Here is a 16,115-nt window from a genome sequence, read left to right on the forward strand (position 1 = left end):
AAGATATTATACCATTCCAACCATCACTATTCAATTTTCAAAGTTCGACAAATTTCGACACTATGCAAACATCTTCATCTGTCCGCTTGCTTCTTCTGCAACCCTCATATTTGCCATTCGGCTTGCAACACACAGCTCCGGCAGATTCGCCCTGACAAGTGCAGCCGGTATCGGTGGACACACTGCATTGCCGCATCTTCTTACCTGCTCCGTTCTCGGATATGTCTTGCCAGTATAATCATGATCAATAATGTAATCTTCTGGAAATCCCTGACATCCATATAACTCTCGTGGTTCCAACATTCGAAGTCCGATATCCGCAATCTGGTAATCAACACCTTCAATCGTTACAAGACCAAATCTATCCTTTGTGGTAACCGTGTCTAATGGTTGTTCAATGTCCTGTCCAATAGCATCACCATAGTATTTAATCAGAAATGCCCGGACTTCTCCAAAATGCCCCGCAGACGTTGTCACTGTATGTAACGGCTCTCTTTCGTCCTGCCCGATGCACGTCTTATAGAACTTACTGAGAAACGATGTAACCAGTCCGTACCGGTTCGAACCATCAATTGTCATGATTGGTTCTTCTATGGTTTGCCCCCGAACTTCTCCTTGCGATGTCTCGGAATGATACTGAATCAGAGTGGGAACCACCAGCCTGTTATGATCGACTGTAGTAATTGTATCTATTGGTTCGTCCGCTCTGCTTCCATTCCCATGATAATTACCGCCATATGCCTTATCGATAATCGGGGCAAGCGTTGGCTCCACAACTCCATATCCATGCTTTCCTGTTATGGTTGGCATCGGCTCCCGGATATCGTTTGGTCTACGATCGCCGCTATGGTTGCACTGAATGATAAACGGCTCTGGATTTCCTATCACAAATTTCTTTAGTCCTCTTGCAATCCGTTCCATCGTCTTCGCAGCCAGCGGTCGTACCGCCCGGATACCATATTTTTCTTTAATCTCTTCAGAAGTGTCAAAAATGCTCGGACAAGGCAGGCTAAAATCAAGTTGCGTGTAGGCTCCAACATAAGGTTTAAGTAACCCTGCCTTGACTTCCTCACTGTCTGCCGGTGCATGTGTAGGCTCTGGCCATATGATTGATTTTCCATCGCAGCGTGCAATCATAAAGAATCTCTTGCGCATTGTTGGAGCTCCATAGTCCGCTGCCACAAGCTCCTTGAATTGCACTTCATACCCTAACTCTTCAAGCTGTCTTACAAACCGTTCAAAGGTCTTGCCCTGTTTGTTCTTAATTGGGTGGTGACCTCTATTTAATGGTCCCCAAGTTTTAAATTCTTCTACATTTTCAAGCATGATAACCCTTGGCCGAACAAGTCCAGCCCACCGGCATGCTACCCATGCTAAACCGCGAATAAACTTGTCCTTGGGTTTGCCACCCTTTGCCTTACTGAAATGCTTACAGTCCGGCGAAAACCAAGCAAGTCCTACCGGATTTCCTTTACATGCTGCGATCGGATCTACCTGCCACACATCTTCACAATAATGCTTTGTTCTTGGATGGTTGGTTTTGTGCATCTGTATAGCTTTCGGATCATGATTGATGGCTATATCAACGCTGTATCCTGTTGCCATTTCGATGCCTGTCGAAGCTCCGCCACCGCCAGCAAAGTTGTCTACAATAAGCTCTCCATGTATCACTCCATCACCCCCGGCATAAAATCGAACAGCGTCAGCTCGTCCATCTCATTTTCTGCTGCCTGCAGATATCCAACTCCATCTCGGAAATAATCAGGATTCAACTCACAGCCTTTACCATATCTTCCCATCTTAACCGCCGTCATTGGTACCGTCATAAGTCCGCCGAACGGATCATATACGACATCTCCCGGATTGCTGTATCTATTGATGATCCGCTCCACAATATCAAGCTGAAGCGGACATACATGCATCTGCGCTCTTCTGCGGCTCTGTGTCGTGTTAAGTGTCCGCATCCGGTTGATATCATCCCATACCTCAAGTTGGTTCCATGATCCCGGAGCAACCACCATGAATGTTGCCGGCAGTCTGCCGTCCTTATCAAGCTCTTTTGCAAGCTTCACATGCTCTTCATAGTTGTAAACGCTCTCTCTGCTGTATTTCCTGTATGCTTTCTGCAGATTATCCACCGATATCTCTTTCAGCTCATCCTTACTGATCAGACGATCACCAGATGATCTCCAATATCCGTGTGCATCTATCTGCCATTGCGCTCTTGTGTATTCTTCCTTTCCCTTTGATACCGGATTATCTGCATATGCTTTGCTGTGATCCGTTGGGAGCTTTCTGAACAGCAGAATATATTCCGGGCATCCTACACCCATCTTGGTACCGTCCTTGCACTGTTCAGACCAGCCAAGGCGATATGTCTGGTTATTCTCTCGTACAACATCCGTCACAACAGTGATCATGCCGAAATACATAAAACCATGCTTCATGTAATGTTCGATACAATCCGCATGAAACGGCTCAATCGTCGGCATACCGGTACCAGTCGCATTTCCAAACAGCACCCGATCTTTAACATGTACCGCCGCCACTCTGCCCGGCTTTAACACTCGCAGAAGCTCCGGCGTCAGGTAGTCCATCTGTTCAAAGAACCGCTCTGTATCCTGATTGTGTCCAAAGTCGTTATAATTTGCACTGTACTCGTAGTGATTGCCAAACGGTATCGACGTATGTATCAGATCAACGCTGTTGCCTTCCATGACACGTGTTTCTTCCACACAATCGCCATACACCGCTTCATAGTGATTACCTCGCACGGTTCGTTCTTCTCTTGTTCCTTCCACTCCCATCTTCCTTTCCAATCGTTCAGCTTTATTCGCTGAATTCAGTCCATATTTCTTCACGATCTCAACCATCCGCTGGACCATGTAATTGTGATTCTTCCACTTTTCAATCAACGCTTCCTTTATCTGTCTCTCGTTCTCCATGTAGATAATGTCAATCACTACCGGTTCTGTCTGCAAGAACCGGTAACACCTGTGGATTGCCTGTATGAAGTCATTAAATTCATAATCAATGCCAAGGAATATTTCCCGGTGGCAATACCGCTGGAAATTACACCCTGAGCCGGACAGCGATTTCTTCGTTGCAAACAGACGTGTCTTTCCATTCGAGAAATCAATTACACGCTGTTCTCTTGTCTCATAGTCCATGGATCCATAGATATCAACCGTCTCTGGCAACGCCTTCTTGATTGCATGGCGTTCACTCTCCAGGTCGTGCCACAACAAGAAATGATCATCCGGCGAAGCATCTACAATCTCCTTCATCTTCTGTACCCGGATGTCTATGCTGTCCCGCTTAACTGCTGCCGCTTCTTTCAATCCTTCTGCCGCTTCCTGAAAGAGCTGCATCTGGCCGTCCCTGTCTGCTGTATCTCCGTAATGAATCGGTATCTCATGCCATCTGACATCGAGCGGTGGTAGATCATACCCTGCATCGGAATAATCCGGATTGAGATCTGACGGCTTTGTAACGAACAGCGCCCAGCTTGACACCCACAGCCAAAATTCATCTTCCATATTCGGATACAGCGTCAGGTTGTTTGCCTTTGTACTATCCCGCTGGAAGAATCTTGTCAGTGCCTGTCCGGTGTCCATGACTTCCAGATATCCGGCATAGTGTATAAGCTCCTTGTACTTATTCGGCGATGGTGTAGCCGTTGCTACGAGCTTATATGGAACGTTCTTGAATTTATCCAAGAATGTCTGATAGGTCTTACTTCCAAAGCTCCGGAGTACACTTGCTTCATCCAGTGACGTTGCGTCGAAGTACGCTGGATCTATATCACCATCTCTCACTCGCTCATAGTTCGTCAGCACGATCTGACTGTCACACGCCATGACCTCTTCCATCGTCCGGCAGTACTCCGGCTTCTCATATCCGAGCAGTTCCACCGCATCTCTGGTGAACTCCTGCTTCACGCCAAGCGGCAATACGATCAAAGCTCTGCCACCGGTATGTTCTGCTGCTAGATGGCAAAACTCTATCTCCTGTACCGTTTTTCCAAGTCCGAACGCTTCAAACAATGCCCGGCGTCCGCCCTTAAGTGCCCATGCAACAGCGTCTGCCTGATGCGGTTTCAACGCCGGATTGATTTTAGAACGATCAACCACAAATCCGCTGTCTGTCGCAAGATCAATTTTACTTTCTAAAAAATCTCTATATGTCATATCACACCTCACTTGCGACCAGCTCTCTATTACACAGCTTCTTGATCTGTCTCACTCGCTCAAACGATATACCACACATTTTTGCTGTATCGGTCATGCCATATCCCTGCAGCATGCACCGCATCGGCTTCTGTGTTCTCGGAGACAACTGATCCACCATATGTCCGAAATCTATCATAGTAACCAGATCACCAATATAATCATGAGTATCTGCAAGAAATACATCTGCATAAGATTCTCCATCTTCATTAACCGACTTATCCGCTGCAACATATTGTGGTTTTTCTATATCTGGTCGATTGAATTGTGTCCGGACCGGTACATCTTCATAATTAACAAACCGCTCCACATATCCACGTATATAGAGTCCGATATAATTACGATTCAGATGCTCCAGATCCTTGCTTCTGTCGATAGCTTCCACCAGAGCCAGCATACCCACCTGGACAATGTCCTCATAATTGGGAAATCCACGATATTTGTTCAGATGGAAATACACCAGCTTGATATTTTCTATAATCTTCTGATTACGCATTTCTATATTTGACAATTTTTTCACCTTCTTAACATGCTTCCTTTTTCTTCATCTTCTCCTGCATCCAAGTCTTCCACTTATGCGTGTCCTCGGATACAGTCCAACTTTCATTTTTATTGAGTAAGTACTCAATTTTTTCCCACATTTCTACATTCTTGATAGCGACACCTCTTGCCGACTTCCAGCCGTTTTTCTTCCAGCCACCTAACCAGTCATTTTTGAGCGTCCAGAAGACATATTCTGTGCGTGTATGGATGTTCACAATACAATCTTTCTGCATGCGCTCCAGCGCCGCAATGAGCATTGTCAGCGTGATTATATTCGTATTGCAGTGTTCAAACTGCATCATGTCATATACAATCACCGGCTCGCCTTTGTACATCATCGGTTTACCATTCTCGTAAGCCTCCATCACATACATTCCGGCCGCTTTCGTCACACGTGGAGCTATAGTGGATGGCTCGATATAAATATTTACTTCCTGCATTTTCGTCTCTTCCTTTCGTTGCACCGGTGCAACTTCGGCCAATCGTCGCCCGGCGCTCGTATCACTCTCTTGGTCTGCTGTATCTTTACTTCGGTGTAATAGACATAGCTGTACCCTGTTACCCGATTTATGCCAATTCGAATTGATTTTTTATCTATGTAATACCCAGGACGGGCTACCGGTCCATCCGTGATGATCTTCTTCATTGTCCGCCGGACATATGCTTTCTTCTCCGGTTCCGGACGTACTAAGTTTCTGCTTGAAGAAAGACTGGATGCGCGCTTGATCTCTTCCGGGTCAAATATGCTTTCCTGTTCAAGCTCTTCCGGAAGCGGTTTGCACAGATATGATGCAAGCTGTCCGAAGCCTTCCTCATCCCGGACCGGTTCACTATGATGTGACAATCCCGGCCAGTTCTTCGCTATTAGCAGCTCCGTGTTCCAAATCCGATTACAGATCAGGTGGATGTGGATACCGCCCCGCTTGCCAATCTCTACGCGCCTGATCCACTTCCACTTCTCGCCGTGTGCTGCATAATCTCTCCGCATGCGCTTATCAAACAGTGCCAAATCCTGCTTGACGGCATCCATGCTTTTTCGCGTACCTGCCGGATACTTCAATGTAATCCAGCAATCGCCGGGTAGGAAGTTCGCTTTCAGCAAATGTCTATATTTGTTCGCTTTATTGATTTGATTCTGCCGCTTCACCTGTTCCGGTGTCGGTTTCTTCCGCTTCGCCCGATGCTCGCCTTTTGCTCCTATATGCCCTTTGAACCCATATCCATGCTCTATTGAATTTGGAAAATAAAATGTATGTTTTCTGTATGCCATCTAGTGTATCCTTGTCCCTAACTTTAATATGCTTATACTGTCTCAAAGCGAGCTTTTATCCCGCTTTTCTTGACGATATAAGCTTTGTGTGATACACTCAAATTGTCAGATTCGAGGTATTACACCTGAGCCGGTTTTCAGCCGGCTCTTTTTCTTTTCAGCGCAGCTTCGCCAGTTGATTCCTGGTAGTATGTACCATCTTCCGCTACCCAGTACCGGTACCGGTCGCCATTCGCGATCCTGCTGCCTATGTACAAGCATCCTGCCGGTGGCTCCAATCCCGCGAAGCTCTTTGCACTCATATATGCCTTGTGCATAATCTCATCCATCTTCGTCACTTGTACGCCACCCTTCTTCGGTCTGACGTCTTGCTCTTCACGATGATGTGATCTGCGCAGTCTGCTTCCACATTCCAGTTTTCCCAGCGCAATCCGTTTTTTGCCATGATTTCTTTTTGCTTTCGCGTCGGCTTTGCCGGGCGCTTCAGTTTCTCGTCTTTCAATCTCATCTTCTTCCTCCGTTTCATTCGCCAGGGCGATCAACTGCTGCCAGATTGTGCCTACCAACATGATTCCAAATCCGTAAATCATACCCATCCAAAGTAGTACAGCACCTTCCACCATCGCGATCGTCGCCAGTTTATATGTTGTAAATATCATCTCATTACTCATCCTCTCATCCCTTCTACTGATATTCCGCCTGCAGGTTACCCCAGCCGATCTGACGTGCCACTGCAGTCGGATTGAACGCCGGCACTCTGTGTCCTGCCTTCAGATCCTTCCTGTATTTGAGAAAATCGATAAATGCCAGATAATTGACGTATGTCACACCGCATCCATCCAATATCGTGTATGCACCGTATCTGCCCTTCAGAACGTACTCGTCGATCTCTGCCAGCCGGTTCGATACCGTCCGCGCTGATATATCCAACGCCTTCTGTATCTGCGCCTTCGTCACGTACGGCGATGCGCTGATATACTTAATTGCTGTTATCTCCATCTTCTTTGCCTCCTTCTTTCTTCAACCGGTGACAAATTGTCACCAGTTCAACTATCTTCGTTTCCCATCTTCAACCGCTTCAGCTTGTCAACCATGTCAACCAGCTCTGCCCGTGTCTTATCGAGCATTTGAATATTCACTTCGATTTCCTTTGCCTTTTTTGCTCTTGGATACATATCATAGAAGATCACTATCCCGAAGCTCTTATACAGCTCTGCTGCTACTTCTTCCTTCCCGGATGTATTTCGAATTGCCGGATGCCACATGTATACGGTCTCGATCAGCTCGTACTCCTCATCCGTCACAGATCCGTGAATCAGGTATTCAAATTCACTCTTTGTCATTTCCCTCATATCCTCCTGTTTATAGTTTGTCTCCAAAAAATTTTTTTAATAGACGTCTCTTCTGCAGCCTCCCGTCTGCTTGACTATTTCTCCCACAGCTTCTATACTTTCCCTACAGGTTCCTGCCAGAACCGAGTAAATATGAAAGGGGGAATTTCTATATGCCAACTTCTGATTCTTTATACACATTTCCGTCTAATCAGCAGGAAGCATTAGCTATGCTCTATCTCCAGAATCAGGACTTATCTGGTTTAACGCCGGCACAGCTTGCCGATAAGTACAACTCTGTTCGCGATGAGATTAAACAACGTTTCTCAGAAATTCGTGCGGAAAAGCGGAAAGGCATGTACTAATTACACTTGCCTATATCGCATATTGCGGTATAGGCTTTTTATAATGCTCTCAACATAGCCGCTTTTGCATTGATCAGCTCTGCAACTGCATTCACTGTATCTACATATTTCTCATCTTTTTTTGCATCAAGATTCTGTATCTGCTGACATACCGATATAATCGTTGCATCGATTTCTATATCAACTTTCTGCAGATTCATTTGTGCTTCTGTTTCTTTCATCGCCATACTCACGCCTCCTTCCCTTTACCCTGCTTCCTACGTGTTTCTCTATTGACCATTAACACATCCACCTCTATACTTTCCTTACAGGCTCCCGCCAGCTGCTATTTCTGGCAGGATTTTCTAACGCAAATAACTGACTTCGATAATTCCCTATTGCACTTATTGCGTTTGATAATGCATTGATTACATCAAGATCTATTTTTGTGCCTCCATGAATGTCCAAATCACTTGCTTTTTCCTGAATAAGCTCACATATCTTGATAGCCGCTGTATCCAATGTTTCAATTTTTTCGAGAGTAAATATATATCTGCTTTTTCTATCTATCTCTCTGTTCAACAAATCCATTTTTTTACATAATGAATCATATTCTTCCTGTTTCTCTTCCATCTTCCTATTCTCGCCTCCTTCCCTTTGCCCTGCTGCCCTATTGGGTATCCTCTTTGATCGCCCCAAACTGAACTCCATTGATAATTTCATATCCATTCTTGCAATATCCCAGTCTCTTCAATCTACCCATTGCCTGGGATATTGCTTTGTTTACTGGCTCCATTTCGTCCTTGGGAGCTGCAACGACGATCTTTGTGCATTTCGTCGGATCTGCTCCCCTGCTCCATCGGATCATAGGTACTTCCATATTCTCGCCCCCTTCCCTTTGCTCCGCTGCCTCCTGTTATGGTCCTACATGTGTAGTAAGACGACATCGAACAGAAAAAAAACTATAAATGAGATTTTTTTTAAAATTTTTCTTTTGTTCTGCTTCCGTATCAAATTCTATATAGAATTTACGGTTTTATCGTAATCTAAAGGTAAAAAAATAAGTCGATTATATGGCACTCCATATAACTCCTCAATTCTTCGAATGATCGGAACATCAGGATAGCTCTTCCCTCTTTCATAATTACCAAGCGTATCCTTGCTTATACCAATGAGTTTTGCTGCTTCTTCCTGATTATATCCCTTTAATTCTCTAGCCTGTTTTAACGTCATTGCAACCGGAAAATCCACAACTTTCTTCCTCCTTTCGTAATTTTCAAGTGTATCTTACTACGCTTTAACCGTAATGTCAACGTTTTTTTCGTAATTTTTTCAATTTATATTGATTTTTTTACGTTTTAATCTTATACTAACATCCAAGGAGGTGATTTTTATGGGTAGTCTTGGTAATAAACAAATTATGGCCAGGAACATACAGTACTATATGTCCTTACATCATAAAGATAGAAACGATATGTGTGAGGCATTGGGGGTTAAATATACTACCTTTACGGATTGGGTTAAAGGAAACTCTTATCCAAGAATTGATAAGATAGAACTTATGGCTAATTATTTTGGAATCAGCAAATCTGATCTAGTCGAGGAACATTCTTCTCAATCCAATAGTACTAAAGGGCGCACTATCAATGTTCTTGGTCGAGTTGCTGCAGGTATTCCAATCAATGCAATTACTGAAATAATCGACACCGAAGAGATATCTGAAGAAATGTCCAAGACTGGTGAATACTTTGGCTTGAAGATCCGTGGTGATTCTATGGAGCCGCGCATCTGCGATGGCGATGTTGTAATTGTTCGCCAACAGGACGATGCAGAATCCGGAGATATTGTAATTGCTATGGTCAATGGGGACGATGCGACATGTAAGCGATTAGTCAAATACGCTTCCAGCATCGCGCTTGTTTCTCTCAATAGCAAGTATGAACCTATGATGTTTACAAATGAAGAGATAATGTCCAAGCCGGTACGTGTGATCGGTAAGGTAGTTGAATTAAGAGGAAAATTCTAATCTATTGAGAAAAGGGGATACACAATGGAAACAAATGTTAAAAAGGAACCTAATAAAAAAGGAGCTGGATGTCTTACTCTTATCATCCTATTTGCAATTATTGTTATTGTAGCTGTTAGTTGTGGTAAAAAGAAATCCAATAACGGAGATTCCCAACACATATATGATAACGCTCAGGTACGTGATGTTATAAACGGAAGTGGTAACGCAAAAATTGGTGAGTATTCTATTGTCAAGGCTTCATCAAGTGAAATTACAGATGATGTGCTTAATGATTGGTATTTTAATTATGTGAAGAAGAATAATTACAATTATTGTATGATTGTTTATACTGATATGGATGGAGTTGGTGTCTATTCAAGTTCAGGAATGGTTGTAAAGGATGCCGGTCTTGATATTGACTCCAATGGCGTTTATACATATACATCTCGTAGCGGCGAAACAACTTATTGGGAAAAGAACAATACATTGGAATTAGATAAACATGAATAAGAAAAATGTATTTTTCAAAACTGCATATGATATCACATTCTCAATTCTGGCAATTATCGCTGTTGCCCTATCGGTTTACGATATACGAGTCGGATGCGAGCCTTGGCAGCTTATAGCGGATGAAGTTATCACAATCATTTTTATTATCGATTATTTTGTTCGCTTATTCCTAGCGAAAGATAAAAAGGATTTTATCCGGAAGAATGTACTGGATCTGATTGCAATCATTCCATTTACTTCGATATTTAAGATATTCCGGATATTCAAACTCTTCCGCTTTGCAAAGATAGCAAAGGTTTTGAAGCTTGCCCGCCTTGGAGCCTACTTCGGTCGGTTATATGATCGGATCCGATTCTTCTTTGAATTGAATGGCTTGAAGTACATGGTGTTTGCAAGTGTTGTCTGCATCTTGATCGGTGGCGTGTCGATACACTACGCTGAAGGGATGTCGATATCAGATGGTGTCTGGTGGAGCTTCGTTACAGCAACGACCGTCGGCTATGGTGATATATCTCCAAGCTCACTTGTTGGCCGCATCATAGCATCCGTGCTTATGATCGTGGGAATTGGTTTGATTGGTTCTCTCACGAGTACCATCACCGCATTGTTTTTCCAGAAGAAAAAGAAATCGTCCGGCTCCTCCGAAGAACAGCTCATTGCTACTATTCAGACACAACTGGATGATTTCGATAACCTGTCCGATTCTGACATTCAAACAATATGTAATACGCTGTATGCGTTGCATAATAAATAAACAATATAATACACTTAACCGGGCAGCTGAGAGGTGTTACACCATATCCGTTCGAGTCTTGGAAGGGAGTGGTGCCTTATGAGTACATATGAGGAATTCATGGTGTTACTTACCATTGCAATACTTATTGTAACGATTCTGAATCATAGAAAGTAAGAAAAACACCTCAGCCGGTCAAGCACAAGGTGTTTTTCTTTGAATAGTTTGCCGGACGGATAGGTCGTATCTATCGCTCGGCTGTCTTGTTAAGTGTATTATATGTTATTTGGTTGATTTTTTCAACCCCAAATCACCTGCAGTTGTTGCACCGGTGCAACTTTTACAACCAGGGTACAGATTGTACCTTGCTTCATAACTTCATAACAAAAAGAATCCCCCGTGTTGGCGCACGAGGGACTCAGATACACCATCTAAGGGGATGGCATACCAAAACATACGAACATATTATACCATCCCCTTCTTTACAAATCAATAAAGGAGGGATTTTTTATGTGGTGTGAACCTAGAAAAAATGGAACGGTTGTCTACCGGGAACGGTATAAGGATCCTTTGACGGAGAAAACCAAGATAGTATCGGTTGTCAAGCCGAAGGATACTCCGCAGAATAAGAACAAGGCGCTCAGAGAGCTTTCTGCTAAGATAGAGGTACTAATTCAAACTACGCAGTCTAAAAATGTCTCTGTGACGCTCTCACAGCTTCAGAGTGAGTATCTGAAGGCACAGGCACTTGTATTCAAACAAGCAACCGTTAAAAGAAATCGAGTAATTACATCTAAGATGATTGACCTGCTTGGTCCGTGTTCTATCGTTGATAATCTAACTGCGCAATATGTAAATTCGATGCTTCTCAATTCAAGTAAGCCAATTAGCACAATCAACAACTACTTAACAAGGTTTAAGGCTATGCTAAATTGGGGGTATGAAAACGATTATCACGATAATTTGAAATTGATTAGCAAACTCAAGCTATTTCAAGATACAAATTCTGAAACATCAGATATGTCCGAAAAAATAACGGAAAAGTATCTGGAACCAAACGAAGTGCACACCATGCTTGATTATATGAAAAAAGGAAATCTATGGCATTGGTACTATGTTACTTCAATCCTTGTTCTTACAGGTCTGCGCTTCGGAGAGCTCACAGCGCTCGAAATAAATGATGTTGATATGGAGCATCGGACAATTCATATCACTAAGAATTACGATCCAAACAATGACATTTTGACAACACCAAAAACTGCTACTTCCATCCGAGATGTTCACATTCAACCGGATTTATATACAGAGTTAAAAAAATGTATTTTGTGGAGGAATGAAATATTGTTGGAAAAAGGATTTCGAACGTCTTTATTGATTCCAAACATTCGAACCGGATATTATATGAGTCATCGAGCCTTTGAAAAATTTTTTGGTGAGGCAACAGAGCAACAGCTTGGCCGTCATCTATCTCCACACGCATTACGACACACACATGCATCGCTTTTGGCGGAAAACGGTATGACTACTGATGAAATAGCAAGAAGACTTGGACACAACAGAAGTGTTGTAACAAAACAGATATATATCCATGTAACCAAAAAGGTAAAGGAAAATGACAATCAGAAATTGGATAAAATCAAATTGTTTTCATGATTCTGCACACTTTTTGCACACCTGCCAATTTTTCAGAATCAAAAAGCTGGCTGAAACCCTTGATAATACAAGGGTTTCTTCTTTTCTGTTCGATTCCCGTTACCAGCTTAAAAAAAGGAACTTCGCAATCGAAGTTCCTTTTCTTTTTGCTTTATTCATTATTTTCTGGACAACTTGGCCCGGATTCGCTGCAACGCATTATCAACCGCTTTTTCTGTCTTTCCTAACTGCTCCGCTATCGCATCATAGGATAACCCCTGTAAATACAAAGTCAGCACCTGCTGTTCTAATATGCTTAACTCCTTCCGGATTCGCTCCTTCCGGTCCTTCTGCTGTTCTTTTGCAAGAAGAAGCTTCTCCGGGTCTTCCTGTCTGGCAGACTCAAGCCGCTCCCCCAGCATGAAATTGTCACTGTCCTCTGCATTCATATACAGAGAAACATACGAATTTAACGGCACGTGTTTCTTGCGGTTGGAATTTGTAATTGCATTCTGTATCTGTCTGCGGACACAAAGCGTTGCAAATGTTGCAAACCCGGCAGCTTTCTCCGGCCGGTAATCCCGGATTGCTTTGAACAACCCTATCATGCCTTCCTGTGCCAAATCCTCCGTCTCTGCACCAATCAGATACACCGTACGCACCTCGCGCTTGACCAGATATCCGTACTTTTGCAGCATGAATTCCATTGCCTCATCATCACCTGACCGTCCAAGCACAAGTATTTGATTGTCATCCATCTTTGTATAATCCAACGCCTCTACTCCGTATCCTACTTCATTCTCTGTCGCACAACCTCATACGCAAGCACACCAGCCGCCACAGACGCATTCAGAGAGTCTATATCGCCCTTCATCGGAATTGATACGACATAATCACATTTTTCTTTCACCAAGCGGCTCACACCACTTCCTTCATTCCCGATTACCAATCCAATTGGTCCGGTCAGATTTGCACGATACATCACTTCTCCACCCATATCCGCGCATGCAAACCATAAACCTTTCTCCTTTAACTCCTCGATTGTCTTGGCAATATTCGTGACCTTCGCCACCGGTGTATAATGGATCGCACCTGCCGAAGCTTTGACAACCGTTGCAGTCAGTCCCACTGCCCGGCGCTTCGGAATAATCACGCCATGTGCCCCACACAGATTGGCAGTACGGATGATTGCCCCTAAATTATGCGGGTCTTCAATCTCATCTAAGATAAAGATAAACGGATCTTCTCCCTTTTCCTTTGCCACATTCAAAATATCGTCCACTTCCGCATACGAAAATGCCGCTGTAATCGCCATTACGCCCTGATGTTTGCGGTCCGGGGACATCTGGTCTAGCTTCTCCTTGCTCACGAAATTAACGATCACATCTTTCTTCTTCGCATCACGCAGGATAGATGCGATTACGCCATCGCGTAAACCGTCCTGAATATACAGTTTGTCAATCGTCTTTCCGGCACGAAACGCCTCTAACACAGCATTTCTGCCTTCAATCAGATGATCGTCCTTTTGTTCCTGTTCATTTATGATATTCTTATTCTCACTCATTTTGTTTTCCTTCTTCATTTCTACCCGGACATGCTTCACATATTTATACACACTTCCTGTTCACCCACATATGATACACATATCCTGCCCGGTCATGCTGCAAATCCGTTATTTCAGTTTTCATCATACCTATGATTCTTTGCTTTCAAGATACTTACGGATCATGCCATCCACAAAATATTGCAGCCGTTCCATATCACCCTTCAAGTACAGATAGCCATACAGGGCCTCTAATCCGGTTGCTTTCCGGTACTGTCCCATCGTCGCATTCTTCGCCTTGGAGTGTGTATTCGTATTTCTGCCACGCTTGTAGACATCCAGTTCATCCTCAGACAGTTCTTCCATAATCCGGTCAATATAATCTGCCTGATTCACCGCCTTGACGATTTTACTGACTTCCACATGATACTTATGTGGCTGCATATTGGAATGTGTGACGAAATATTTCTTCACAAGCAGATCCAATATACTGTCACCCATATAGGCAAGTGCGAGCGGCGAATACTGATATGCATTTACCGGCTCATTCTTTACGCTCTCTTCCATCTTACACCTTCTCTGGTATCTTCCAGAATAATTCCCTTCTCTGTAAGCAGATCACGAATCTCGTCTGCTCTTGCAAAGTTCTTTGCCTTTCTGGCTGCCTGCCGCTCCGCAATCAGATTCTCGATTTCTTCATCCAGAAGAACTTCCTGTTCCTTGATATCAATACCGAGAATATCCATCAACTGCTTCATTGTATCATAAAGTTTCTGTGCAAATGCCTTACTTGTCGAACCAACTGCCACATTGGTATTCGCGAATTTTACAAGTTCGAAAATAACAGAGATTGCATCCGCTGTATTCAAGTCATCTTCCATTGCATCCTCAAACCGCTTTACATAGGCCGGAATCTCTTCAGCAAGCTTTGTCTCTGCCTCGGTCATCTCGGAAGCTGTGCCGTTGTTGATTGCCTCTTCTATCTTTGATGCCGAAGTACGGATTCTGTCCAGTCCGTTCTTAGAACTCTCCACAAGGTCTGCAGAGAAGTTAAGCGGACTTCTGTAATGTGCGGAAAGCATGAAGAAACGGATCACCTGCAAATCATATTTTTCTCCAATCTCTCTTACCGTAAAGAAGTTTCCAAGTGACTTTGACATCTTCTCATTGTTGATCTTCAAAAATCCATTGTGCATCCAATAACGTGAAAACTCCTTATCGTTAGCTGCCTCACTCTGTGCGATCTCATTTTCATGGTGTGGGAAGATCAGATCCTCTCCACCTGCATGAATATCAATCACATCGCCAATATATTTCTTGGACATAACGGAACATTCCAGATGCCAGCCAGGTCTTCCATCGCCCCAAGGAGATGGCCATGATGGTTCGCCTTCTTTCTTCGGTTTCCAGAGTACGAAATCAAGCGGATCTTCCTTCTCATCCTCGCCGGATACAAGAAGTTCACGGTTACCTGCACGCAGATCGTCAATATTTTTCTTTGAAAGCTTTCCATAGTCGGAGAACTTTCTTGTACGGAAATATACCGTTCCGTTTACTTCATATGCATAGCCTTTTTCAATCAAAGTCTCTACCATTGCAATCATATCCGGGATCTCTTCCGTTGCCTTTGGATGTGTCGTTGCCTCCTGTACATGGAGTGCTGCCATATCCTTTTTACATTCTGCAATGTAACGCTCTGAAATAACGGAGGCATCTACACCTTCCTCATTTGCACGCTTGATAATCTTGTCATCGACATCGGTAAAGTTCGATACATAATTTACCTCGTAGCCCTTATACTCAAAATATCTGCGCAATGTATCAAATACGATCATCGGTCTTGCATTTCCGATGTGAATATAGTCATATACGGTTGGTCCACAGACATAGATGCCTACCTTGCCCTCATTAATTGGGTAAAATTCATCCTTATGTCTGGTAAGTGTATTAAAAATCTTCATACCTGTTCGTT

Annotated in this window: 21 protein-coding genes; 5 read left to right on the forward strand and 16 right to left on the reverse strand. The window is 43.5% G+C overall.

Features of this window, described 5'->3' with window-relative positions; all coding sequences use genetic code 11:
- Positions 1–60: 60 nt before the first annotated feature.
- The 8 genes from KP625_RS04085 to KP625_RS04120 all read right to left on the reverse strand — a co-directional run bounded on the left by KP625_RS04085 (position 61) and on the right by KP625_RS04120 (position 7,385).
- Positions 61–1,671 carry a DNA cytosine methyltransferase gene (locus KP625_RS04085; protein ID WP_370641411.1) on the reverse strand — a complete coding sequence of 537 codons (1,611 nt, stop codon included), beginning with the start codon at positions 1,669–1,671 and terminating at the stop codon, positions 61–63.
- Positions 1,668–4,190 (reverse strand): DNA methyltransferase, encoded by a 2,523-nt coding sequence (locus tag KP625_RS04090; RefSeq protein WP_238299496.1) that lies wholly within the window; start codon positions 4,188–4,190, stop codon positions 1,668–1,670. The genes KP625_RS04085 and KP625_RS04090 overlap by 4 nt, the downstream gene beginning before the upstream one ends.
- Before the next feature lies 1 nt (position 4,191).
- Positions 4,192–4,725 (reverse strand): hypothetical protein, encoded by a 534-nt coding sequence (locus KP625_RS04095; protein ID WP_238299497.1) that lies wholly within the window; start codon positions 4,723–4,725, stop codon positions 4,192–4,194.
- A 28-nt stretch (positions 4,726–4,753) separates the two neighbouring features.
- Positions 4,754–5,212 carry an RNase H family protein gene (locus KP625_RS04100; RefSeq protein ID WP_238299498.1) on the reverse strand — a complete coding sequence of 153 codons (459 nt, stop codon included), beginning with the start codon at positions 5,210–5,212 and terminating at the stop codon, positions 4,754–4,756.
- On the reverse strand, positions 5,200–6,042 hold the full coding sequence (locus tag KP625_RS04105) for a rolling circle replication-associated protein (RefSeq protein WP_238299499.1): 843 nt from the start codon (positions 6,040–6,042) through the stop codon (positions 5,200–5,202). The genes KP625_RS04100 and KP625_RS04105 overlap by 13 nt, the downstream gene beginning before the upstream one ends.
- Before the next feature lie 137 nt (positions 6,043–6,179).
- On the reverse strand, positions 6,180–6,713 hold the full coding sequence (locus KP625_RS04110) for a hypothetical protein (protein ID WP_238299500.1): 534 nt from the start codon (positions 6,711–6,713) through the stop codon (positions 6,180–6,182).
- Between the two features lie 13 nt (positions 6,714–6,726).
- On the reverse strand, positions 6,727–7,041 hold the full coding sequence (locus KP625_RS04115) for a hypothetical protein (protein ID WP_238299501.1): 315 nt from the start codon (positions 7,039–7,041) through the stop codon (positions 6,727–6,729).
- A gap of 47 nt (positions 7,042–7,088) precedes the next feature.
- Positions 7,089–7,385: a hypothetical protein gene (locus tag KP625_RS04120; RefSeq protein ID WP_238299502.1), complete on the reverse strand. Its 297-nt coding sequence runs from the start codon at positions 7,383–7,385 to the stop codon at positions 7,089–7,091.
- A gap of 161 nt (positions 7,386–7,546) precedes the next feature.
- Here KP625_RS04120 and KP625_RS04125 point away from each other — a divergent pair, with 161 nt between their 5' ends.
- Positions 7,547–7,738, forward strand: a complete 192-nt coding sequence (locus tag KP625_RS04125; RefSeq protein ID WP_178016573.1) for a hypothetical protein — start codon at positions 7,547–7,549, stop codon at positions 7,736–7,738.
- A gap of 38 nt (positions 7,739–7,776) precedes the next feature.
- On the opposite strand, the gene KP625_RS04130 is transcribed toward KP625_RS04125, so the two are convergent.
- From KP625_RS04130 to KP625_RS04145, 4 genes are all read right to left on the reverse strand, one after another.
- On the reverse strand, positions 7,777–7,965 hold the full coding sequence (locus KP625_RS04130; RefSeq protein ID WP_238299503.1) for a hypothetical protein: 189 nt from the start codon (positions 7,963–7,965) through the stop codon (positions 7,777–7,779).
- A 67-nt stretch (positions 7,966–8,032) separates the two neighbouring features.
- Positions 8,033–8,350 (reverse strand): hypothetical protein, encoded by a 318-nt coding sequence (locus KP625_RS04135; protein WP_238299504.1) that lies wholly within the window; start codon positions 8,348–8,350, stop codon positions 8,033–8,035.
- 37 nt (positions 8,351–8,387) lie between these two features.
- Entirely contained in the window at positions 8,388–8,597 is a 210-nt protein-coding gene (locus tag KP625_RS04140) for a hypothetical protein (RefSeq protein WP_238299505.1), read from the reverse strand.
- A gap of 137 nt (positions 8,598–8,734) precedes the next feature.
- A complete protein-coding gene (locus tag KP625_RS04145; protein ID WP_238299506.1) occupies positions 8,735–8,968 on the reverse strand; it encodes a helix-turn-helix transcriptional regulator in 234 nt (77 codons plus the stop codon).
- 142 nt (positions 8,969–9,110) lie between these two features.
- On the opposite strand from KP625_RS04145, the gene KP625_RS04150 reads away from it, so the two are divergent.
- The 4 genes from KP625_RS04150 to KP625_RS04165 all read left to right on the forward strand — a co-directional run bounded on the left by KP625_RS04150 (position 9,111) and on the right by KP625_RS04165 (position 12,621).
- On the forward strand, positions 9,111–9,743 hold the full coding sequence (locus KP625_RS04150) for a LexA family protein (protein WP_238299507.1): 633 nt from the start codon (positions 9,111–9,113) through the stop codon (positions 9,741–9,743).
- Between the two features lie 24 nt (positions 9,744–9,767).
- A complete protein-coding gene (locus tag KP625_RS04155) occupies positions 9,768–10,235 on the forward strand; it encodes a hypothetical protein (protein WP_238299508.1) in 468 nt (155 codons plus the stop codon).
- Positions 10,228–10,989: a potassium channel family protein gene (locus tag KP625_RS04160; protein WP_238299509.1), complete on the forward strand. Its 762-nt coding sequence runs from the start codon at positions 10,228–10,230 to the stop codon at positions 10,987–10,989. The genes KP625_RS04155 and KP625_RS04160 overlap by 8 nt, the downstream gene beginning before the upstream one ends.
- Before the next feature lie 489 nt (positions 10,990–11,478).
- Positions 11,479–12,621, forward strand: coding sequence for a tyrosine-type recombinase/integrase (locus KP625_RS04165; RefSeq protein ID WP_238299510.1), 1,143 nt, complete (start codon positions 11,479–11,481; stop codon positions 12,619–12,621).
- A 158-nt stretch (positions 12,622–12,779) separates the two neighbouring features.
- On the opposite strand, the gene KP625_RS04170 is transcribed toward KP625_RS04165, so the two are convergent.
- The 4 genes from KP625_RS04170 to cysS form a co-directional block, all read right to left on the reverse strand.
- Entirely contained in the window at positions 12,780–13,373 is a 594-nt protein-coding gene (locus KP625_RS04170; protein WP_238299511.1) for a sigma-70 family RNA polymerase sigma factor, read from the reverse strand.
- Between the two features lie 17 nt (positions 13,374–13,390).
- On the reverse strand, positions 13,391–14,164 hold the full coding sequence (rlmB, locus tag KP625_RS04175) for a 23S rRNA (guanosine(2251)-2'-O)-methyltransferase RlmB (protein ID WP_238299512.1): 774 nt from the start codon (positions 14,162–14,164) through the stop codon (positions 13,391–13,393).
- Positions 14,165–14,293: 129 nt separating this feature from the next.
- Positions 14,294–14,710 (reverse strand): Mini-ribonuclease 3, encoded by a 417-nt coding sequence (locus KP625_RS04180; RefSeq protein ID WP_177970280.1) that lies wholly within the window; start codon positions 14,708–14,710, stop codon positions 14,294–14,296.
- Positions 14,695–16,104: a cysteine--tRNA ligase gene (gene cysS / locus KP625_RS04185; protein ID WP_238299513.1), complete on the reverse strand. Its 1,410-nt coding sequence runs from the start codon at positions 16,102–16,104 to the stop codon at positions 14,695–14,697. Before cysS ends, KP625_RS04180 begins: the two co-directional genes overlap by 16 nt.
- Positions 16,105–16,115: the final 11 nt, after the last annotated feature.

The sequence above is a fragment of the Eubacterium sp. MSJ-33 genome, assembly GCF_022174665.1.
Taxonomy (GTDB): Bacteria; Bacillota; Clostridia; order Lachnospirales; family Lachnospiraceae; genus Coprococcus_C.